Raw genomic sequence first — 19,501 nt, forward strand, 5'->3', positions numbered from 1 at the left:
CACACGCACCTTTCGATCGGTGGCCTCGCTCCGCTCGTTCACTGCGGCGCCTCCACACCTCCGTGCATCGCCAGCCACACCCGGCCGGGGGTCAGCGGCATGTCGGCGTGCCGGACGCCGATGGCGTCCATCACCGCGTTGACGATCGCCGGGGGCGAACCGACCGTCGCGGACTCGCCGACGCCCTTGGCCCCGATCGGGTGGTGCGGGGACGGTGTGACGGTGTGGCCGAGCTCCCAGGCCGGCACTTCCAGCGCGGTGGGCACGAGGTAGTCCATGAAGGAGCCGGACAGGCAGTTGCCGTCCTCGTCGAAGCTGATGATCTCGCTCAGTGCCATGCCGACGCCGTCGGCGAGGCCGCCGTGCACCTGCCCTTCGATGATCATCGGGTTGATCCGGGTGCCGCAGTCGTCGACCGCGACGAAGCGGCGCACCTTCACCACGCCGGTGCCCGGGTCGACGTCCACCACGCACAGGTAGGCGCCGTACGGGAAGGTGAGGTTGGGCGGGTTGTAGACCGTGGTGGCCTCCAGATGGCCCTCCACGCCCTCGGGCAGCTCCAGTGCGCCGTGCGCGGCGAGCGCGATCTCCTGGATCGTCCTCGCGGCCGTCGGGTCGCCCCTGACGAACCAGCGGCCCTTCTCCCACTCCAGGTCGTCGGGGGAGACCTCCATCATGGCGCCGGCGACGATCCGTGCCTTGTCGCGGACCTTGCGGGCCACCACCGCCGCCGCGGCACCCGAGACCGGGGTCGAGCGGCTGCCGTAGGTGCCGAGTCCGAACGGCGTCTGGTCGGTGTCGCCGTGCACCACCTCGATGTCCTCCGGCGGGATGCCGAGCTCCTCGGCGACGATCTGGGCGAACGTCGTCTCGTGCCCCTGGCCCTGGCTCTGGACGCTGAGCCGCACCACCGCCTTGCCGGTCGGGTGCACCCGTAGCTCGCAGCCGTCGGCCATGCCGAGGCCGAGGATGTCCATGTGCCTGCGTGGCCCGGCGCCGACCGTCTCGGTGAAGAACGACAGACCGATGCCCATCAGCTCGCCGCGCGCCCGCCGCTCGGCCTGCTCGCGGCGCAGCGCCTCGTAGCCGGCCAGGTCGAGCGCTTTGCGAAGGGTGGCCGGGTAGTCGCCCGAGTCGTACTCCCAGCCGGTCTTGCTCGGGTACGGGAACTGATCGGGCCGGATCAGGTTCTTCATCCGCAACTCGGCCGGGTCGGCGTGCAGTTCGTCCGCCAGGCAGTCCACCAGCCGCTCGATCAGGTACACCGCCTCGGTGACCCGGAACGAGCAGGCGTAGGCGACGCCGCCGGGTGCCTTGTCGGTGTAGACGCCGGTGACGGCGCAGTGGGCGGCCTCGATGTCGTACGAGCCGGTGAAGACGTGGAAGAAACCGGCCGGGTACTTGCTGGGCTGGGCCGTCCCGTTGAACGCGCCGTGGTCGGCGAGCACCTTGACCCGGACGGCGAGGATCCGGCCCTCGCGGGTCGCGGCGATCTCGCCGTGCATGTGGTAGTCGCGGGCGAAGCCGGTGCTCATCAGGTTCTCGGAGCGGTCCTCCATCCACTTGACCGGCTTCTTGGTGAGGATCGAGCCCACGACCGCGCACACGTAGCCGGGGTAGATGGGGACCTTGTTGCCGAAGCCGCCGCCGATGTCGGGGGAGATCACCCGGATCTTGTGCTCGGGCAGTCCGGCGACCATCGCGTACAGGGTGCGGTGGGCGTGCGGCGCCTGGGTGGTGGACCAGAGGGTGAGCTTGCCGTCGACCGGATCCATGTCGGCCACGCAGCCGCAGGTCTCCAGCGGGGCGGGGTGCACGCGCGGGTAGAGCATGTCCTGGACGACGACCACCTCGGCGCGCGCGAACACCTCGTCGGTCGCCGTTCTGTCGCCCGCCTCCCAGTCGAAGATGCGGTTGTCGGTGCGGCCCTCCTGGTCGTCCCGGATCACCGGCGCGTCGGCGTCCAGCGCGTGCCGCGCGTCGATCACCGGGGGCAGCGGCTCGTACTCGACGTCGATCAGCTCGACGGCGTCGCGTGCCGCGTAGTGGTCGTCGGCGACGACGAACGCCACCTCCTGGCCCTGGAAGCGCACCTTGTCGGTGGCCAGCACCGCCTGGGTGTCCATCGACAGGGTGGGCATCCAGGCCAGGCCCAGCCCCTCCAGGGCGGCACCGGTGATCACCGCCCGGACCTTCGGGTGCGACTCGGCCGCAGAGGTGTCGATGGACACGATCCGGGCGTGCGCCAGCGGGCTGCGCAGCACGGCGCCGTGCAGCATGCCGGGCAGCTGCACGTCGTCCACGTAGTGCCCCTTGCCGCGGACGAACCGCGGGTCCTCCTTGCGCTTCAGCCGCCCGTAGCCGATCGGGCGCTCCTCCGCGGGCGCCGATCCGGTCTCCTGAACGGCGGTCATGGCGTGCTCCCCGCGCTCGCATCGGCGGCGACGGTGGCCTCCGCCGGGTGGTCCGCGGCCCATCGGACCGCGCGGACGATGTTCAAGTAGCCGGTGCACCGGCAGAGTTGGCCGGAGATCGCCTCGCGGATCTCCTGGTCGGTGGGGTCCGGATCGCGGTCCAGGAGCGCGCGGGCGGTCAGCATCATGCCCGGCGTGCAGAAGCCGCACTGCAACCCGTGCTGCTCGATGAACCCCTGCTGGACCGGATCGAGGCCGTCCGCGGTCTCCAGGCTCTCCACGGTGCGCACCCGGTGCCCGGCCGCCATGGCCGCCAGCATCGTGCAGCTCTTGACCGGCTCGCCGTCGAACAGCACCACGCAGGTGCCGCAGTTGCTGGTGTCGCAGCCCCAGTGGGTGCCGGTGAGGCCCAGGTCGTCGCGCAGGAAGCGGACCAGCAGGTGCCGGGCCTCCACCTCGGCCGTGCGGTCCTCGCCGTTCACATTGATGGTGACCTGCATCGCGGGCCGTCCTTTCGGTTTACGCCGTGCTCACGGCCTGCCGGGCCCGTTCGGCGGCCCGGCGCAGCGCGCGCTCGGTGAGCTCGCCGGCCAGGTGCCGCTTGTAGGCGGCGGTGCCGCGGGTGTCGGTGACCGGATCGCAGTCCTCGGCGGCGATCCGGCCGGCCGCGGCGAACGCCTCCTCGGACGGCTCGCGGCCGACCAGGGCCTCCTCGGCACGCCGGTAGCCGACGGCCGACACACCGACCGCCGCGAGCCCGACGCCGGCCGCCTTGATCCGCCCGTCCGCCAGCGACAGGGCGGCGCCGGCCGCCGCGATGGCCCAGTCCCCGGTCTTGCGCTCGACCTTCTCGTAGGCGCTGCCGGCGTTCGGCAGGATCGGCACGCGGATCTCGACCAGCATCTCGCCGAGCCCCACCTCCGTCTCGTACGGCCCTTTGTAGAAGTCCGCCATCGGCACCGAGCGCCGCCCGCCGTGGCCGAGCACCACCGCCACCGCCCGGACGGCCGCGCAGACCGCCGACAGGTCCTCCGCCGGGTCGGCCTGGCAGAGCGAGCCGCCGATGGTGCCCCGGTTGCGCACCGGCGGGTCGCCGATCACCCGTTCGGCGTCGTGGAAGATCGGGAAGAGCCGGCCGACCGGCTCGGACTCCAGCAGGCCGCGGTGGCGGGTGAGCGCGCCGATGCACAGCTCCGCGCCCTCCTGCCGCACGTAGTCCAGTTCGTGCAGGTCGTTGATGTCGACCAGGAGCCCCGGACGGGCCAGGCGCAGCTTCATCATCGGCAGCAGACTGTGCCCGCCGGCGATGACCCTGGCCTCCTCACCGAACCGCTCCAGCAGGGTGAGGGCGTCGTCCACGCTCTCCGCCCGCCGGTACTCGAATGACGCGGGAACCTGCACGGCGGCCTCCTCACGCAGTGCCTCCGGTGATGGCGGACCCGCGGCAAGGACCACGTACCGCACGAGCGCACTGTCACCCCGGCGACCACCCGGGTCAACGGCGACTGAAGGGAATGGTTAAGAGGCGTCCCCGGCTGACATGTGGGGGGGAGGCCGTGACACGTGGGGGAGGCCTTGCGACCGCTGGAGGCGGCGATGACCCTCACACAGCTCAGGGCGTTCGTCGCGGTCGCCCGGCTCGGCTCGGTCAAGGCCGCGGCGATCTCCCTGGGGGTCAGCGAGCCCGCGGTCTCGGGCGCGGTCGCCGTGCTGCGCCGCGAGCTCGGCGACCGGCTCTTCGTCCGGGTGGCGGGCGGGATCACCCTGACGCCCGGCGGGCGGCGGCTGGCAGCGGGCGCGGCCGAGATCGTGGGCCTGGCCGAGGAGACCCGCCGACAGGTCCGGCAGGCCGGCGCGGACAGCTCCCACCTGCGGGTCGCCGCCACCGAGACGACCGCCGAGCAGATCGTCCCGCCGCTGCTGGAGGCCTTCGTCCGGCGGCACCCGGACGTGGAGACCACGACCCTCGCGGTGCCGTCCACCGCGCTCGGCGAGCTGCTGCTGGACCGGCGCGCGGACGTCGCGATCAGCCCGGTCGCCGCCGAGCCCGGCGCGGTCGCCGCAGCGCCCGGCCCGGACACCCTCGAGCACATCCCGTTCCTGCGCATCCAGCTCGTGGTGGTCGCCTCGCCGCACCACACCGGCGCCCGGCCGGACCACGTCGACGGCGGCCGGCTGCACCTGCCGATCGGCAGGCTGTCCCGGGAGCACTGGTTGCTGGGCCCGGGCGGGCTCGACCCCGGCACGCCCGGCGGCTCCTTCCTGACCCGGCACGGCGTCGGCGACGCCGACGCGTCGATCTTCCCCAGCACCAGTGCGGCGCTGGGCGCGGCCGTCGCCGGCGACGGGCTGTCGCTCGCCGTGCTCCACCTCGTCCGCGACGAGCTGCGCCACGGCACCCTCACCGTCGTCGCCGTCCCCGGCACCCCGGTCAACGGCGTGCTGCGGGTCTCCGCCCTGTGCGGCGACCGGCGCTCGCCGGCCGCGTCCGCGCTGTGCCGGTTCGTGACCACGCCCACCGCCGTGCGGAGCCTGCTGACCCGGGCCACCGGCGTGCCGGTGGACCACTACCGGCCGACCGTCCGGGTGAGCCTGTGGAGCTGACCGGGGACGGCTCCGGGGGAATCGCCGGGTGGCCGGTCATCGTTGGAACGTACGTCGACGGCCGGAACATCGGGGCACCGGGCAGATCCGGGCAAGGAGGCTCGTCCGCATGGAGTTCACCAACGAGTTCCGCGTGAGCCTGCCGGTGGAAGCGGCCTGGGACCTCTTCACCGACGTCGAGCGGATCGCCCCGTGCATGCCGGGGGCGCAGCTCACCGAGGTCGAGGGCGACCGGTTCCACGGCACGGTCAAGGTGCGGGTCGGAGCGGTCGCCGTGCAGTACCGGGGCACCGCCGCGTTCGACGAGCGGGACGAGGCGAACCGCACCGTGCGGCTCACCGCCTCCGGACGGGACGCACACGGCCAGGGCAACGCCGACGCGCACATCACCGCACGGCTGGCACCGGACGGCGACGGTACCCGGGTGACCGTCGAGACCCGGCTCAGCATCACCGGGAAGGTGGCCCAGTTCGGCAAGGGCGTCATGACGGACATCAGCCGGAAGCTGCTGGACCAGTTCGTGGCCTGCCTGGAGGAGCAGCTGGCCGCCGAGCACGAGAGCGGGGGCGAGGCCGCGCCGGTCGCGCAGCCGACGGCCGCCGAACCCGCCGCCGCCGCACCTGCCGCTGCCGCACCTGCCGCTGCCGCACCCGCCGCCGGGTCGGCCGAACCCGCGGGGGAGCCGCAGGCCGCCTCGGTGGAGGGCGAGCCGCTGGACCTGCTCGCCGTGGCCCGCTGGCCGGTGGCCAAGCGCCTGGTGCCGATCGCCCTCGCCGGGTTGATCCTGCTGGGGGCCGCGCGCCTCCTGCGCCGGGCCTGCCGGTGTCCGCGAGGGGGACACCGTGCGTGACGTCCTGGACGAGGTGTACCGGTGGTACCGCGCGGGCGAGAGCTTCGGGCTCGCCACCGTGGTCAGCACCTTCCGGAGCGCGCCCCGCCGGCCGGGTGCGGCGATGGCGGTGTCGGCCTCCGGCACCGTGGTCGGCAGCGTCTCGGGCGGCTGCGTCGAGGGCGCGGTGTACGAGGAGGCCGAGGAGGCCCGGATCTCGGGACGCCCGGCGCTGCGGTCGTACGGGGTGAGCGACGGCGACGCCTTCGAGGTGGGGCTGACCTGCGGCGGTACGATCCAGATCTTCGTCGAACCGGTGTCCAGCCGGACCTTCCCCGAACTGCCGGACGTGGTGACGTCGTTGGACGCCGGCGAGCCTGTCGCGGTGGCCACCGTGGTGACCGGCCCGGACGACGGCCCGGGCGCGCTCGGGAGCCGCCTGGTCGTCTGGCCGGACCGCGCCTCGGGCACCCTCGGCTCGGCCGCGCTGGACCGCGTGGTGGGCCTCGACGTCCGCGGCCTGCTCGAGCACGGCACGACGGGGCTGCGCCACTACGACACCGCGGGCCGCTGCCTGGACGGTGAGGAGTTCGCCGAGTTCGGCGAACTGACCGTGTTCGTGGGGTCGTTCGTCCCGCCGCCGCGCATGCTGGTGTTCGGTGCGATCGACTTCGCCGCCGCGGTCGCCGAGTTGGGGTCCTTCCTCGGCTACCGCGTCACGGTGTGCGACGCGCGGGCAGTGTTCGCCACCGCCTCCCGCTTCCCGCACGCGGACGAGGTCGTGGTGCGGTGGCCGCACGAGTACCTGGCCGAGGAGGCCGCGGCGGGCCGGATCGACGGCCGCACGGTGGTGGCCGTCCTCACCCATGACCACAAGTTCGACGTGCCGCTGCTGGCCACCGCGCTGCGGTTGCCGCAGCTGGCGTACATCGGCGCGCTCGGTTCGCGCCGGACCCACCGCGAGCGGCTGGCCCGCCTGCGCGAAGCCGGCCTGGAGGAAAGGGAGTTGGCCCGGATGTCGGCCCCCGCCGGGCTCGACCTCGGTGCCCGCACGCCGCAGGAGACGGCGGTCTCCGTCGTCGCCGAGATCATCGCCGCCCGCTGGGGCGGCACCGGCCGGCCGCTCACCGGGACCGACGGCCCGATCCACACCGCCGCCGCAGCCGGCGAGCAGCCGCCGGCCCCGGTGGAGGCCGGCTGAACAACGCGTCCGGCCGGCCGCCGGGGTGCGGACACCCCGTCAGTTCCTCCTGGAGACGGTCACCGCGAGGCTGTCGCAGGCGGTGGTCCCGGTGGCGGAGGAGCTGCCGTTGGTGTCGAGGACCTTCGTCCAGGTCCCCGCAAGCAGGGTGACGTCGTAGGTGCTGCCCGTGGGGTTGTGGACGACGACGGTGTCGTAGCTCGTGGGGGAGTACGTTGCGGCAGTCCCGGTGAAGGGTGGGTGGGGGATGCGGCGGGGGGTTTGGCGGGCCGCCCGGGGAATCTTGTATGGTTCCTCGCGAATCATCCAGAGGGGTGGAGGGACCGGCCCTACGAAGCCCCGGCAACTCCCCGGTCGACCCGGCGTCCGAAGTACGCGCCGCGCCGTCCGGGATCAGTGCCAACTCCGGCCTGTCGCCAATGTGGCGCGGGAAAGATGAGGAGACACGGTGCTCTCTGTGCTGTCCTTCGTCCGGGCGCTTCCCGCTCCGGCCTCCCCGCGTGCCCGTCTCGTGCCCGGCGCAGGCAATCGGCCGACTTCTCCGGCCTGTCCTCGCTGACCACCCCCGCTCCCCGCACGGAGCGTCCGTGAGCGAGGCCACCCGCCGCTCACGGGATCTGAGACGGAGTACCCATCCATGGAGAACACGAGCGGCGTCGGCGTGCTCGACAAGGTCACCTCGATCCTCGGCGCGCTGGAGGCCGGTCCCGCCACCCTGGCCGGACTCGTGACCGCCACCGGCCTGGCGCGGCCCACCGCCCACCGGCTCGCCGTCGCACTCGAACGCCACCGACTGGTCGCCAGGGACCTGCAGGGCCGGTTCACCCTCGGCCCCCGGCTCGCCGAGCTCTCGGCGGCCGTCGGCGAGGACCGCCTGCTGTCCGCGGCCGGCCCGGTCCTGGCCCAGCTGCGCGACGTCACCGGTGAGAGCGCCCAGCTCTACCGCCGGCAGGGCGGGATCCGGATCTGCGTGGCCGCCGCCGAGCGCCTCTCCGGCCTGCGCGACACGGTCCCGGTGGGAATCGCCCTCCCCATGAAGGTCGGCTCCGCCGCCCAGATCCTGCTCGCCTGGGAGGAACCCGAGCGCCTCCACCGCGGCCTGCAGGGCGCCGGCTTCACCGCCACCGCCCTCAGCGGCGTACGGCGCCGCGGCTGGGCCCAGTCCGTCGGTGAACGCGAGCCCGGGGTCGCCTCCGTCTCCGCGCCCGTCCGCGGTCCGTCCGACCGGGTCGTGGCCGCCGTCTCGGTCTCCGGCCCGATCGAGCGGCTCACCCGTCACCCCGGCGCCCGTCTCTCCCGGGCCGTCATCGAGGCTGCCGGCCACCTCGGCGAAGCCCTGCGCCGCCCCTGACCGGCTCGCACCTGCACGTGGGGGCTCGAGCCGCCGGGGCCCGGCCGGACGGCAGTCGGTCCGGCGGACCCGCGGGGTAGCCGATTTGCCGGCGGCATCGGTAGCGTCAGCGCGTGGATCAGGACGAACGGTTGCTTCACGCCTCGTCGTTCGGTGCTGCGGCGGTCGAGTACGCCGAGCACCGCCCGGACTACGCGCAGGCCGCGGTGCGCTGGGCGCTCGAACCCGCGCCCGGCCTGCGGGTGCTCGACCTCGGCGCCGGGACGGGCAAGCTGACCGCGGGGCTGGTCGCGCTGGGTGCCGAGGTCGTCGCGGTCGAGCCCGATCCGGCGATGCTGGCCGAGCTGCGCCGCTCGCTGCCGGGCGTCCGCGCCCTGCCGGGCACCGCCGAGGCGATACCGCTGCCGGACGCCTCCGTCGATGCCGTGCTGGCCGGCAACGCCATGCACTGGTTCGACATGGCCGTTGCGGGGCCCGAGATCGCCAGGGTCCTCGCACCCGGCGGCGTCCTGGCCGGTCTGTGGAACGTCCTGGACGACCGGGTCGAGTGGGTCGCGGGGCTGGCCCGGGTCGGCGGCAGCGCGGCCGTCGGCCCCCGTGACACGCCTGCCGCCTGGCGGGCCGAGACGGCCGGCATGCACCTCCCGAAGACCGGCGGGGCCGCCCGGTTCGGTTCGCCGGAGCAGGCGGAGTTCCCGCACGGGCAGCGCCGCACCGCGGACTCCCTCGTGGCGGCACTCGCGACCCGCGCGGGGCTGCTGGTCATGCCGGAACAGGAACGGGAGGCCGCGCTGGGCCGGATCCGCGCCTTCCTCGCGGGCGGACCGGAGACCGCCCGCGGTGAGTTCACCCTGCCGATGCTGACCGGCGTCCTGCGCAGCCGGCGGCTGTGAGGCCTCACGTCGACATTCGGGTCCGCAGCACTGCCGCGAGCACGCGGGGGTTCCGCGATCCCGGCCGGTCGCCGGGTGATGGACTACGGCGACAGCGACATCACCAAGGGGTTCGGCAACTGCACGGAAGCCACGTACAACACGTGTGCGGAGCTGAAGAAGGGCGCCGGGGACCGTGCCGCGGGACGGCTCGCGGCCACGCTGTCCTGGACGACCACCTACAACGATCCGTGGTACGTCGACAAGCTGCTGGGCGATGCGCGGGTGGACGGCATCATCGCCGGCTACGGCGCCTTCACCGGGGTGCGCGAGTACGACGGCGGCTGGCAGTGCGCCAGTGCCGTGAACCTCGTCCGCGACTGGGTGAACCGCCACGGCGCCACCCGTCGCATGGCCGACGCCGGTGACCGCCTGTTCAGGTGGCGGACAGCGGCCGGCCCGCCGCACCGGCGGCGTTTCGCCCGGTCGACGGTCCGGAGGCCGTCTAGTCTCGGCCCGTGGGACAGCCCGAGCAGCGCGCCGAAGGCGCGGGACCGTTCACCACCCGGCTCACCTGGCACCCGCCCGGCGGTGGCACCGCCGTGTGGGAGTCGCGGCTCGCCCGGCGGCGCGGACTCATCGCCGTCCACCCGGCCGGCGCACGCACCGGCCATCACGCCAGCGCCGACGACGCCGGACTCCGCCGCCTGCGCAGGCTCAACGCCGTCGCGGCCACCGCCTTCGTCATCGGCGGTGCGCTGTTCGCGGCGGGCGCCGGTGTCGCCCAGTTCGGCTCCGGCGACGCCACCACCTGCGCCTCGATCTACTTCGCCGGCGGCCTGTTCTTCAACACCGGCGGCTACGTCTCCCTGCTCCAGGTCGTCAACGCGCCCCGCCATGTGCCCGGGGGCGAGGGCCGACTGGTCACCCGGCACTGGCGGTGGTGGAGCTACGAGCCGATGCGGGTGGACTGGCTGAGCGCGTTCGTCCTGTTCGCCGGCACCCTGGTGTTCGCCGTCAACCTGATCGACTCCTTCATGCAGGGGCTGAGTGTCCAGCAGGTCAACCGGCTGATCTGGGCGCCCGACGTCATCGGCTGCGTGCTCTTCCTGGTCTCCGGCCACCTGGCGTTCGTCGAGATCTGCCACGGCCGGCCCTGCATCCGCCGCCGCAGCCTCGGCTGGTGGATCGTCGCCGTGAACCAGCTCGGCTCCGTCCTCTTCATGGTCTCGGCGCTCGCCGCCTACACCCGCCCCGCCACCGGCAGCCTGATCAACTCCGACATCGCCAACTGGGGCACCCTCGTCGGAGCCCTCTGCTTCTCGGTGGGCGGTGTCCTCCAGCTCTGCGAACGTCCGTAGCGCGCGGGGTGCGGCGGGCCGTCAGCCGGTGGCGTTCGGCAGGGCCGTGCCGACCCGGGCGCGTACGGCCTCGACCGCCTCCCAGTCCGCCGTGCTCAGCAGGGCGAGGGCGGCGGGGAAGACGCCGTCCTGTTCCTTGAGGATGTGGGCCCGAAGCCGGCCGAGGGTGTCCATGAGGCGTCCGGGCCAGGTGGGGTCGGCGGGCGTGCCGTCCGCCGCCTCGCCGAGGACGGCCTCGATGTGTCGGTGTTCGGCCTCCAGGACGGCGATGTGGTCGGGGAACTCCCCGGCCAGGGCCGGGAACAGGCCGCGCTCCTCGACCTCGGTGTGCGGGCGGAGCAGGGCGGCGATGTGCCGGGCGGCCTCGGCCGCGCGGGGCGTGTCGCCGTCGCGGTGCGCGGCCCGGACCGCGCCGATCAGGTCGACCACGGCCTCGTGTTCGTTCGTCAGGTCGCGTATGGCGGTGAGGGCCTGGCATCCGCAGTACTCGCACATGTCGGGGAGATCCCCTCTCTCGGCCGGCCGGCGGCCGGTCAGGCGTGGGCGGCGCGGTGGACGGCGCGCCTGACCCGGGTGGCGGTGAAGGCCATGGCGGCCAGGGCGACGAGGACGAGCGCCGCCAGGCCGGCGGCGTAGGAGTGGTAGCTGCCGTACAGGGCGCCCAGCAGCAGCGGCGGGACGAATCCGCCGAGGCCGCCCGCCGCCCCGACCACACCGGTGACGGAGCCGACCCGGTCCGCGGGCGCGAGCAGGGCGACCAGGGCGAACGTCGCCCCGCTGCCGGCGCCCAGGGCCGCGGCCATGGCGAGGAAGGCCACCGTGCCGAGCGGGGCCAGTGCGGGGGTGAAGGCCTGGACCAGGGCACCGAGGGCGACCACGGCGAGCGCCCAGCCGAGCACCCGGACAGGGCTCGTCCGGTCCGACAGCCAGCCACCGACCGGCCGCATCAGGACCGCCAGCAGCACGAACCCGGCCATCCGGTTCGCCGCATCCGCCTGCTGGAGCCCGTAGGCGGTCTTGAGGTAGGTCGGAAGGTAGACGGAGAAGGCGACGTAGCCGCCGAAGGCGACGGCGTACAGGGCCGAGGCCTGCCAGGTGGTGCGCAGCCGGAGCGTCTTGCCGAGGCGGCGGGCCAGCGGCTCGGACGGCACCGTGCGCCCCGGTGCGTCGCGCAGCAGGAGCAGGGCCACCACCGCGTACGCGGCGAGCACGATCGCGGTGAGGACGAAGGGGGCGGCGGTGCCGTGGCTCTTGACCAGGTTCACCGTGGTCAGCGCGCTGATCGCGGTGCCGCCCATGCCGGCCCCGAAGACGCCGACGGCCGTACCCCGCCGCTCCGGGGGGAACCAGGCGCTGACGAAGGGCACGCCGACGGCGAACGAGGTACCGGCGATGCCCAGGAAGAACCCGCCGACGAGCAGCTGGGCCAGCGACGAGTGCCCGGCGAGGCCGAGGTACAGCACCGGCACGACGGTGGCGGCGGACACCAGCGGGAACATCACCCGGCCGCCGTAGCGGTCGGTGAGCGCGCCCGCCGGGATGCGGCCCAGGGAGCCGACGATCACGGGCACGGCGACGAGCAGGGACTGCTGGAACGAACTGAGGCCGAGCGAGTCCTTGAACCGCGGGCCGAGCGGGCTGATCAGCGCCCAGGCCCAGAAGTTGAGGGCGAAGCCGAGGGTGGCCAGGGTCAGCATCAGCGTCCGCTGCCCGGACGTGGGCCCGGACGTCGGCGCAGTCGGTCGGTTCCCGTTCGGACGGGTGTCCATGGTGTGCTCTCCGTTTCTCCGGTGCGGGCGACGGATCGGGCCGGCGGGAGGAGCCCGGCCGGGCGTCGGACCGGGTCGTGCACGGTGGTCGCCCTCCGGTCCGATCGGGCATCAGCCTGCTGTGTCCGGGGTCTTCCGGGGCCCTGCCGACGGTCCCCGAGCGGGGGACCGGAGGTCCTGATTCCAGCCGGGGCTCCCGGGTCCCCCGGCCAGGTCGTCCGGGACCTTCGGCCCCCGCGCGGGGAGGTGCTCGCTGCCTACCGTTCGGCCCATGGAGCGTGAGACGACGGCGGGTGACCCCGGTACCCGTGGAGAAGAGCAGTGGCCGCTGGCGGCGAGACGGCTGCTGACGCGCCGCGAGGTGTCGGCCGACGGCCGGGCCGTGTTCGGCGAGGGCGGCACCGAGTGGGAGGGCTTCTACCGGGACCGCTGGTCCCACGACAAGGTGGTGCGGTCCACCCACGGGGTGAACTGCACCGGTTCCTGCTCCTGGATGGTGTACGTCAAGGAGGGCATCATCACCTGGGAGCACCAGGCGACCGACTACCCCTCCATCGGCACCGACTGCCCGGAGTACGAGCCGCGCGGCTGCCCGCGCGGAGCCTCCTTCTCCTGGTACACCTACTCGCCCAGCCGGGTGCGCTACCCGTACGTGCGCGGCGCGCTGCTCGAGATGTGGCGCGAGGCCCGCGGCCGGCTCGGCGATCCGGTGGCGGCGTGGGCCGAGATCACCGGCGACCCGGCCAGGGCCCGGGCGTACAAGAGCGCGCGCGGCAAGGGCGGCCTGGTGCGGGCGGACTGGGACGAGGTGACCGAGCTGGTCGCCGCCGCCCAGGTGCACACCGTCAAGACGTACGGCCCCGACCGGGTGGCGGGCTTCTCCCCGATCCCGGCGATGTCGATCGCGTCGTTCGCGGCCGGGGCCCGGTACCACTCGATGATCGGCGGGACGCTGCTGTCGTTCTACGACTGGTACGCGGACCTGCCCATCGCCTCGCCGCAGGTCTGGGGCGACCAGACCGACGTGCCGGAGTCCGCGGACTGGTGGAACGCGGGATACCTGATCATGTGGGGCTCCAACATCCCCGTGACCCGCACGCCCGACGCGCACTTCCTGACCGAGACCCGCTACAACGGCACCAAGATCGTCGCGGTCAGCCCCGACTACGCCGACAACGTCAAGCACGCCGACGAATGGCTCGCCCCGCACCCCGGTACGGACGGCGCGCTGGCCATGGCCATGGGCCACGTGATCCTGCGCGAGTTCCTCGTCGACCGCGAAGTGCCGTACTTCCGGGACTACCTGCGCACGTTCACCGACGCCCCGTTCCTGGTGGCCCTGCGCGAGCACGAGCACGGTCTCGTCCCGGACGGGTTCCTGACCGCGGCCGACCTCGGACACGACACGGAGCACGCCGGGTCCAAGACCGTCCTCGTCGACTCGGCCACCGGCGAGCCGGTCGTGCCGAACGGCTCGCTCGGCTTCCGCTGGGCGAAGGAGCAGGGCCACTGGAACCTCGACCTGGGCGATGTCGTACCCGAGCTGAGCCTGCTGGAGCGGGCCGAGGAGACGGTCGAGATCGCGCTGCCCCGCTTCGACGAGGGCGCCACGGAGGGCGGCTCGGTCCTGGTGCGCGGTGTGCCGGTGCGCCGGATCGGCGGCCGACCCGTCACCACCGTCTTCGACCTGATGCTTGCCCAGTACGGGGTGCACCGTCCCGGTCTCCCGGGCAGCTGGCCGTCGTCGTACGAGGACGCGTCGCAGCCCTGCACCCCGGCCTGGCAGGAGACGATCACCTCCGTGCCGGCCGAGCAGGCGGCCCGCATCGGCCGCGAGTTCGCCCGCAACGCCGAGCGCACCAACGGCCGGTCCATGATCGCGCTGGGGGCCGGAACCAACCACTGGTTCCACTCCGACACCATCTACCGGGCCTTCCTGGCGCTCATCACCATGACCGGCTGCCAGGGCGTCAACGGCGGCGGCTGGGCGCACTACGTCGGCCAGGAGAAGGTCCGCCCGGTCACCGGGCAGCAGCACCTGTCGTTCGCCTTCGACTGGCAGCGGCCCACCCGGCACATGGCGGGCACCTCGTACTGGTACCTGAACTCCGACCAGTGGCGCTACGAGGCGTTCGGGCCCGACGAGATCGCCTCCCCGCTCGGGGAGGGACGGTTCCGGGGCAAGGGCTTCGCGGACTGCCTGGCGCAGGCCGTGCGACTGGGCTGGACGCCCGGTCACCCCGGCTTCGACCGCAACCCGCTCGACCTGACGGACGAAGCCGCCCGGGCCGGCCGGCCGGTCGCCGAGCACATCGTCGACGAGCTGAAGTCGGGACGGTTGCGGTTCGCCGCCGAGGACCCCGACGACCCCGCCAACTTCCCGCGCGTGCTGACCGTGTGGCGGGCCAACCTGCTCGGCTCCTCCGGCAAGGGCAACGAGTACTTCCTGCGCCACCTGCTGGGCACGGACGGGTCCGTCCGCTCCGAGGAGACCCCGCCCGAGGGGCGTCCGAAGGACGTGGTGTGGCGGGAGGAGGCGCCCGAGGGCAAGCTCGACCTGCTGGTCACCATGGACTTCCGGATGACCTCGACCGGCCTGTACGCCGACGTCGTCCTCCCGGCCGCCACCTGGTACGAGAAGGACGACCTGTCCAGCACGGACATGCACCCCTTCATGCACGCCTTCACCCCGGCCATCGCCCCGCCCTGGCAGGCGCGCACCGACTACGACACCTTCCTGGCCCTCGCCGACCGGTTCAGCGAGCTGGCGGCCGACCACCTCGGCACCCGCACCGACGTCATCGCCGTGCCGCTGCTGCACGACACCCCGGACGAACTCGCCCAGCCGGGCGGTGTGGTGCGGGACTGGAAGACCGGCGAGTGCGAACCGGTCCCCGGGAGGACCATGCCGAAGCTGGCGGTCGTCGAGCGGGACTACACCGCGATCGCCCAGAAGATGCGCGCCGTGGGCCCGCTGCTCGACACCCTGGGCACCACCACCAAGGGCGTCACCGTCGTCCCTGACAAGGAGATCGACGAACTCCGGCACCGCAACGGCACCGTCAGGGACGGGATCGCCGCCGGACGGCCCTCGCTCGCCACCGCGAGCCACATGTGCGAGGCGGTCCTCGCCCTGTCCGGCACCACCAACGGACGTCTGGCCGCCGAGGGCTTCCGGGTGCTCGAGAAGCAGACCGGCAGCGAGGGCCTGGTCGAGCTCGCCGCCGAACGCGAGGCGGAGCGGATCACGTTCGCCGACACCCGCACCCAGCCCCGCGCGGTGCTGACGTCGTACGAGTGGTCGGGCTCGGAGACCGGCGGGCGGCGCTACTCACCGTTCGTCATCAACACCGAGCACAAGAAGCCCTGGCACACCCTCACCGGCCGGCAGCACTTCTTCGTCCAGCACGACTGGGTGTCCGAGGTCGGCGAGCAACTGCCCGTCTACCGGCCCCCGCTGAACTCGCCCCGGCACTACGGCGACGAGCACCTGGGCGACGGCCGGGCCGAGGTCACCGTCCGCTACCTCACCCCGCACTCCAAGTGGTCCATCCACTCGAACTACCAGGACAACAAGTACATGCTCGACCTGTCCCGCGGCGGTCCGGTCATCTGGATGTCCACCGGCGACGCCGAGAAGATCGGTGTGAAGGACAACGACTGGATCGAGGCGTACAACCGCAACGGCGTCGTCGCCGCGCGAGCAGTGGTCACCCACCGGATGCCCGAGGGCACGGTGTACATGTACCACGCCCAGGACCGCAACGTGAACGTGCCGAAGACGGAGGTCAGCGGCAGGCGCGGCGGCATCCACAACTCCCTGACCAGGCTGCTGCTCAAGCCCACCCATCTCGCCGGCGGCTACGCACAGTTCACCTACGCCTTCAACTACTACGGCCCGACCGGAAACCAGCGCGACGAGGTCACCGTCATCCGGCGTCGCTCGCAGGACGTGGAGTACTGATATGCCCCCTGGTGAAGCCACTGTCGGACCCCGCGGCGGAGCCGCCGTCGGACGGGTGATGGCCCAGATCGCGATGGTGATGAACCTCGACAAGTGCATCGGCTGCCACACCTGCTCGGTCACCTGCAAGCAGACGTGGACCAACCGCACCGGTGTCGAGTACGCCTGGTTCAACAACGTCGAGACCAAGCCCGGCGTCGGCTACCCGCGCCGCTACGAGGACCAGGAGAAGTGGAAGGGCGGCTGGATGCTCGACGCGCGCGGGCGGCTCGTCCTGCGCTCGGGCGGACGCGTCAAGCGGCTGCTGTCGCTGTTCTCCAACCCCGACCTGCCGTCCATCGAGGACTACTACGAGCCGGTCACCTACGACTACGACAACCTCGTCAGCGCCCCGGCCGGGCGCGACGTCCCGGTCGCCCGCCCGCGCTCGGTCCTCACCGGGGAGCCGACGGCGATCACCTGGGGCGCCAACTGGGAGGACGGCCTGGGCGGCGCGCCCGAGCACGCGGGCGGTGACCCCAACCTGACCGGCGAGTGGGCCGAGAAGGTGAAGTTCGAGTTCGAGCAGACCTTCCTCTTCCACCTGCCCCGGCTGTGCGAGCACTGCCTCAACCCGGCCTGCGTGTCGGCCTGCCCGTCCGGCGCGATGTACAAGCGGGTCGAGGACGGCATCGTCCTGGTGGACCAGGACCGCTGCCGCGGCTGGCGGATGTGCGTGACGGCGTGCCCGTACAAGAAGGTGTACGTCAACCACGCCACCGGCAAGGCCGAGAAGTGCACCTTCTGCTTCCCGCGGATCGAGGCCGGCCAGCCCACCGTCTGCTCCGAGACCTGCGTCGGCCGGCTGCGCTACCTGGGACTCCTGCTGTACGACGCCGACCGCGTCGGCGAGGCCGCGGCCACCCCCGACGAGAAGGACCTGCTGGACGCCCAGCGCGGGGTCTTCCTCGACCCGCACGACCCCGAAGTGATCGCGGCGGCGCGGGAGTCGGGCATACCCGAGGATTGGATGGAGGCCGCCCGGCGCTCCCCCGTGCACGCACTGGTCTCCACCTACAAGGTGGCGCTGCCGCTGCACCCGGAGTACCGCACCCTGCCGATGGTCTGGTACGTCCCCCCGCTCTCCCCGGTGCTCGACGCGGTGGACTCGGCGGGCGGCAACCAGGACGACCCCGACCACGTCTTCGCCGCCGTTACCCGGCTGCGCATCCCGCTGGAGTACCTGGCGGAGCTGTTCAGCGCCGGGGACACCGACGTGGTGGCCGGCGTGCTGATGAAGCTCACCGCGCTGCGCTCCTACATGCGTGAGCGCACCCTCGGCGAGGCGGGCGACGAGAGCGCGCTGAAGGCGGTCGGGCTCACCGCCCGCGAGGCGGAGGACCTGCACCGGCTGCTCGCCGTCGCCAAGTACTCCGACCGGTACGTCGTGCCCGCCGCGCACAAGGAGGACGCCGCAGCCCTCGCCGGGATCGAGGACCGGTGCCCGGTCGAGGTCTCCGGCGACCGGGACGGCCGGGTGATGCTCGGCCTCCCCACCCTGCGCCGCAGGACGGGGGAGTAGGGGCATGAACGCACCGCACATCGGCATCCGCCCCCGGGCCCGCCGGACCTGTCCGGTCGGCACACCGCAGGAGACCGCGCAGCGCGTGCTCGTCCTGCGCCTGCTCTCCCTGCTGCTCCAGTACCCGGACACCGAACTGGCCGGGGCGCGACAGGCGTTGGCCGCCACCGTCGAGGCACTGCAGCCCTCCCCGGCCGCCGCCGAACTCGCCGCCTTCACCGCCTGGTTCGCCGAGCAGCCCCCCGACGCCCTGGAACGCCACTACGTCGAGGTCTTCGACCTGCGCCGCAGGAGCAGCCTCTACCTGACCTACTACCTGCACGGCGACACCCGCCGCCGCGGCACGGCCCTGCTCGCCCTCGCCCAGCGCTACCGCGCCGCCGGCTGGGAGCCCGACGCCGCCGAACTCCCCGACCACCTCCCGGTCGTCCTCGAGTACGCCGCACTCGAGGGCCCGGGCAACGGCGAAGCGCCGCTGCGCCAGCACCGGCGCGGGCTGGAGCTGATCCGGCACTCCCTGGCCGACGTGGCGTCCCCCTACCGGCACCTGCTCGCCGCGCTGCTCACCCTCCTCCCGCCGCCGACCGCCGCCGATCTGGAGGCCGTGGCGGAACTCGCCGCCGCAGGCCCGCCGGCCGAGGAGGTCGGTCTCGAACCGTACGGCGGTCACCTGTTCGCGCCGCCGCAGACCTTCGTTCCGCCCGAGCCCGCCGCTCCGACGCTGATTCCGCTGTTGCCGACCCGGACCCGGGAGGACGACCGATGAGCCCCGCAGGAACCCCGCTCGCCGCCGCCGTGGGCGGTGCCGACCTGCTGCTGTGGGTCGCCCTCCCGTACATCTGCCTCGCGGTCTTCGTGGTGGGGCACGTCTGGCGCTACCGCCAGGACCAGTTCGGCTGGACCTCGCGCACCAGCCAACTCCTGGAGCACCGTTGGCTGCGCTGGGGCAGTCCGCTGTTCCACCTGGGCGCCTTCGCGGTGATCGGCGGCCACGTCGTGGGCCTGGCCGTGCCGGCCTCGTGGACGGAGGCGGCCGGGATCTCCGAGCACGCCTACCACCTGACGGCCGTCTCGCTCGGCACGGCGGCCGGTGTGGCCATGATCGCCGGACTGGGCATGCTGTGCGCCCGCCGGCTGCTCACCCGGCGCATCCGGCTCACCACCGACCGGAGCGACAAGCTGCTCTTCCCGCTGCTCTCGGCGACCGTACTGCTCGGCTTCCTGGCCACCGCGGTGCACAACGTCGCCGGCGACGGCTACGACTACCGGTCCACCGTCTCGGTCTGGTTCCGCGGCGTGTTCACGTTCCACCCCCAGCCCGAGGCGATGGCGGGCGCCCCCCTGCTGTTCCAGCTGCACGCGCTCTCGGCCTGCCTGCTCTTCGCCGCCTGGCCGTTCACCCGCCTGGTGCACGTGTGGAGCGCCCCCGTCGGCTACCTGGTCCGCCCGTACCTGGTCTACCGCCGGCGAGCCGCCCCGGCAGGCCGTCCGCGGGGGGCTGCGGCGGTACGCGGACGCCGGGCCTGAAGCGGCGAGAACCCCGCGGCGGGACACCGGAGCGTCGCGCCGCGGGGT

The 19,501-nt window shown here is 73.2% G+C and carries 16 protein-coding genes and 1 riboswitch; of the genes, 10 read left to right on the forward strand and 6 right to left on the reverse strand.

Going from position 1 to position 19,501, the window contains the following annotated elements; genetic code table 11:
- Positions 1–38 precede the first annotated feature (38 nt).
- Genes AB0M03_RS14345 through AB0M03_RS14355 form a run of 3 tightly spaced genes read right to left on the reverse strand, consistent with a single transcriptional unit; the run spans position 39 to position 3,815 of the window.
- Positions 39–2,414: an aerobic carbon-monoxide dehydrogenase large subunit gene (locus AB0M03_RS14345; RefSeq protein WP_363491723.1), complete on the reverse strand. Its 2,376-nt coding sequence runs from the start codon at positions 2,412–2,414 to the stop codon at positions 39–41.
- Complete coding sequence (locus AB0M03_RS14350) at positions 2,411–2,914, reverse strand: (2Fe-2S)-binding protein (RefSeq protein WP_363491725.1); 504 nt, start codon at positions 2,912–2,914, stop codon at positions 2,411–2,413. Before AB0M03_RS14350 ends, AB0M03_RS14345 begins: the two co-directional genes overlap by 4 nt.
- 19 nt (positions 2,915–2,933) lie before the next feature.
- Positions 2,934–3,815: a xanthine dehydrogenase family protein subunit M gene (locus AB0M03_RS14355; RefSeq protein ID WP_363491727.1), complete on the reverse strand. Its 882-nt coding sequence runs from the start codon at positions 3,813–3,815 to the stop codon at positions 2,934–2,936.
- Positions 3,816–4,010: 195 nt separating this feature from the next.
- Between AB0M03_RS14355 and AB0M03_RS14360 the strand changes: the two genes are divergently transcribed.
- The 3 genes from AB0M03_RS14360 to AB0M03_RS14370 all read left to right on the forward strand — a co-directional run bounded on the left by AB0M03_RS14360 (position 4,011) and on the right by AB0M03_RS14370 (position 7,048).
- A complete protein-coding gene (locus AB0M03_RS14360; RefSeq protein ID WP_363491729.1) occupies positions 4,011–5,018 on the forward strand; it encodes a LysR family transcriptional regulator in 1,008 nt (335 codons plus the stop codon).
- A 109-nt stretch (positions 5,019–5,127) separates the two neighbouring features.
- Positions 5,128–5,868 (forward strand): SRPBCC family protein, encoded by a 741-nt coding sequence (locus tag AB0M03_RS14365; RefSeq protein ID WP_363491731.1) that lies wholly within the window; start codon positions 5,128–5,130, stop codon positions 5,866–5,868.
- Entirely contained in the window at positions 5,861–7,048 is a 1,188-nt protein-coding gene (locus AB0M03_RS14370; RefSeq protein ID WP_363491733.1) for an XdhC/CoxI family protein, read from the forward strand. Before AB0M03_RS14365 ends, AB0M03_RS14370 begins: the two co-directional genes overlap by 8 nt.
- A 39-nt stretch (positions 7,049–7,087) precedes the next feature.
- Here AB0M03_RS14370 and AB0M03_RS14375 read toward each other — a convergent pair whose 3' ends face one another.
- Positions 7,088–7,354: a hypothetical protein gene (locus tag AB0M03_RS14375; RefSeq protein WP_363491735.1), complete on the reverse strand. Its 267-nt coding sequence runs from the start codon at positions 7,352–7,354 to the stop codon at positions 7,088–7,090.
- A riboswitch (SAM riboswitch) is annotated at positions 7,348–7,490 on the forward strand. (Overlaps the previous gene by 7 nt.)
- 195 nt (positions 7,491–7,685) lie before the next feature.
- Between AB0M03_RS14375 and AB0M03_RS14380 the strand changes: the two genes are divergently transcribed.
- The 3 genes from AB0M03_RS14380 to AB0M03_RS14390 all read left to right on the forward strand — a co-directional run bounded on the left by AB0M03_RS14380 (position 7,686) and on the right by AB0M03_RS14390 (position 10,632).
- Positions 7,686–8,399 carry an IclR family transcriptional regulator gene (locus AB0M03_RS14380; protein WP_363491737.1) on the forward strand — a complete coding sequence of 238 codons (714 nt, stop codon included), beginning with the start codon at positions 7,686–7,688 and terminating at the stop codon, positions 8,397–8,399.
- Positions 8,400–8,512: 113 nt separating this feature from the next.
- Complete coding sequence (locus tag AB0M03_RS14385; protein ID WP_363491739.1) at positions 8,513–9,292, forward strand: class I SAM-dependent methyltransferase; 780 nt, start codon at positions 8,513–8,515, stop codon at positions 9,290–9,292.
- A gap of 497 nt (positions 9,293–9,789) precedes the next feature.
- Complete coding sequence (locus AB0M03_RS14390) at positions 9,790–10,632, forward strand: hypothetical protein (protein WP_363491741.1); 843 nt, start codon at positions 9,790–9,792, stop codon at positions 10,630–10,632.
- A 21-nt stretch (positions 10,633–10,653) separates the two neighbouring features.
- Here the strand turns inward: AB0M03_RS14390 and AB0M03_RS14395 are convergent, their stop codons facing one another.
- A complete protein-coding gene (locus AB0M03_RS14395; RefSeq protein ID WP_363491743.1) occupies positions 10,654–11,127 on the reverse strand; it encodes a hemerythrin domain-containing protein in 474 nt (157 codons plus the stop codon).
- A 38-nt stretch (positions 11,128–11,165) separates the two neighbouring features.
- Complete coding sequence (locus AB0M03_RS14400; RefSeq protein WP_363491791.1) at positions 11,166–12,329, reverse strand: MFS transporter; 1,164 nt, start codon at positions 12,327–12,329, stop codon at positions 11,166–11,168.
- Positions 12,330–12,672: 343 nt separating this feature from the next.
- On the opposite strand from AB0M03_RS14400, the gene AB0M03_RS14405 reads away from it, so the two are divergent.
- Genes AB0M03_RS14405 through narI form a run of 4 tightly spaced genes read left to right on the forward strand, consistent with a single transcriptional unit; the run spans position 12,673 to position 19,453 of the window.
- Positions 12,673–16,365 (forward strand): nitrate reductase subunit alpha, encoded by a 3,693-nt coding sequence (locus AB0M03_RS14405; protein ID WP_363491745.1) that lies wholly within the window; start codon positions 12,673–12,675, stop codon positions 16,363–16,365.
- A gap of 58 nt (positions 16,366–16,423) precedes the next feature.
- The gene (narH, locus tag AB0M03_RS14410; RefSeq protein WP_363491747.1) at positions 16,424–17,926 is read left to right on the forward strand and encodes a nitrate reductase subunit beta; all 1,503 of its coding nucleotides are present in this window, start codon (positions 16,424–16,426) and stop codon (positions 17,924–17,926) included.
- A gap of 4 nt (positions 17,927–17,930) precedes the next feature.
- Positions 17,931–18,692, forward strand: coding sequence for a nitrate reductase molybdenum cofactor assembly chaperone (gene narJ, locus AB0M03_RS14415; RefSeq protein WP_363491749.1), 762 nt, complete (start codon positions 17,931–17,933; stop codon positions 18,690–18,692).
- A complete protein-coding gene (narI, locus tag AB0M03_RS14420; protein ID WP_363491751.1) occupies positions 18,689–19,453 on the forward strand; it encodes a respiratory nitrate reductase subunit gamma in 765 nt (254 codons plus the stop codon). Before narJ ends, narI begins: the two co-directional genes overlap by 4 nt.
- Positions 19,454–19,501: the final 48 nt, after the last annotated feature.

This window comes from Kitasatospora sp. NPDC051914 (genome assembly GCF_040680995.1).
Lineage (GTDB): Bacteria > Actinomycetota > Actinomycetes > Streptomycetales > Streptomycetaceae > Kitasatospora.

Excerpts from the sequence above, each read along its gene's own strand:
- narH (WP_363491747.1), top strand. The coding sequence starts at position 16,424 with ATGGCCCAGATCGCGATGGTGATGAACCTCGACAAGTGCATCGGCTGC.
- narJ (WP_363491749.1), top strand. The coding sequence starts at position 17,931 with ATGAACGCACCGCACATCGGCATCCGCCCCCGGGCCCGCCGGACCTGT.
- AB0M03_RS14395 (WP_363491743.1), bottom strand. The coding sequence starts at position 11,127 with ATGTGCGAGTACTGCGGATGCCAGGCCCTCACCGCCATACGCGACCTG.
- AB0M03_RS14380 (WP_363491737.1), top strand. The coding sequence starts at position 7,686 with ATGGAGAACACGAGCGGCGTCGGCGTGCTCGACAAGGTCACCTCGATC.
- AB0M03_RS14350 (WP_363491725.1), bottom strand. The coding sequence starts at position 2,914 with ATGCAGGTCACCATCAATGTGAACGGCGAGGACCGCACGGCCGAGGTG.
- AB0M03_RS14345 (WP_363491723.1), bottom strand. The coding sequence starts at position 2,414 with ATGACCGCCGTTCAGGAGACCGGATCGGCGCCCGCGGAGGAGCGCCCG.
- AB0M03_RS14360 (WP_363491729.1), top strand. The coding sequence starts at position 4,011 with ATGACCCTCACACAGCTCAGGGCGTTCGTCGCGGTCGCCCGGCTCGGC.
- AB0M03_RS14400 (WP_363491791.1), bottom strand. The coding sequence starts at position 12,329 with ATGCTGACCCTGGCCACCCTCGGCTTCGCCCTCAACTTCTGGGCCTGG.
- AB0M03_RS14375 (WP_363491735.1), bottom strand. The coding sequence starts at position 7,354 with ATGATTCGCGAGGAACCATACAAGATTCCCCGGGCGGCCCGCCAAACC.
- AB0M03_RS14365 (WP_363491731.1), top strand. The coding sequence starts at position 5,128 with ATGGAGTTCACCAACGAGTTCCGCGTGAGCCTGCCGGTGGAAGCGGCC.
- narI (WP_363491751.1), top strand. The coding sequence starts at position 18,689 with ATGAGCCCCGCAGGAACCCCGCTCGCCGCCGCCGTGGGCGGTGCCGAC.
- AB0M03_RS14405 (WP_363491745.1), top strand. The coding sequence starts at position 12,673 with ATGGAGCGTGAGACGACGGCGGGTGACCCCGGTACCCGTGGAGAAGAG.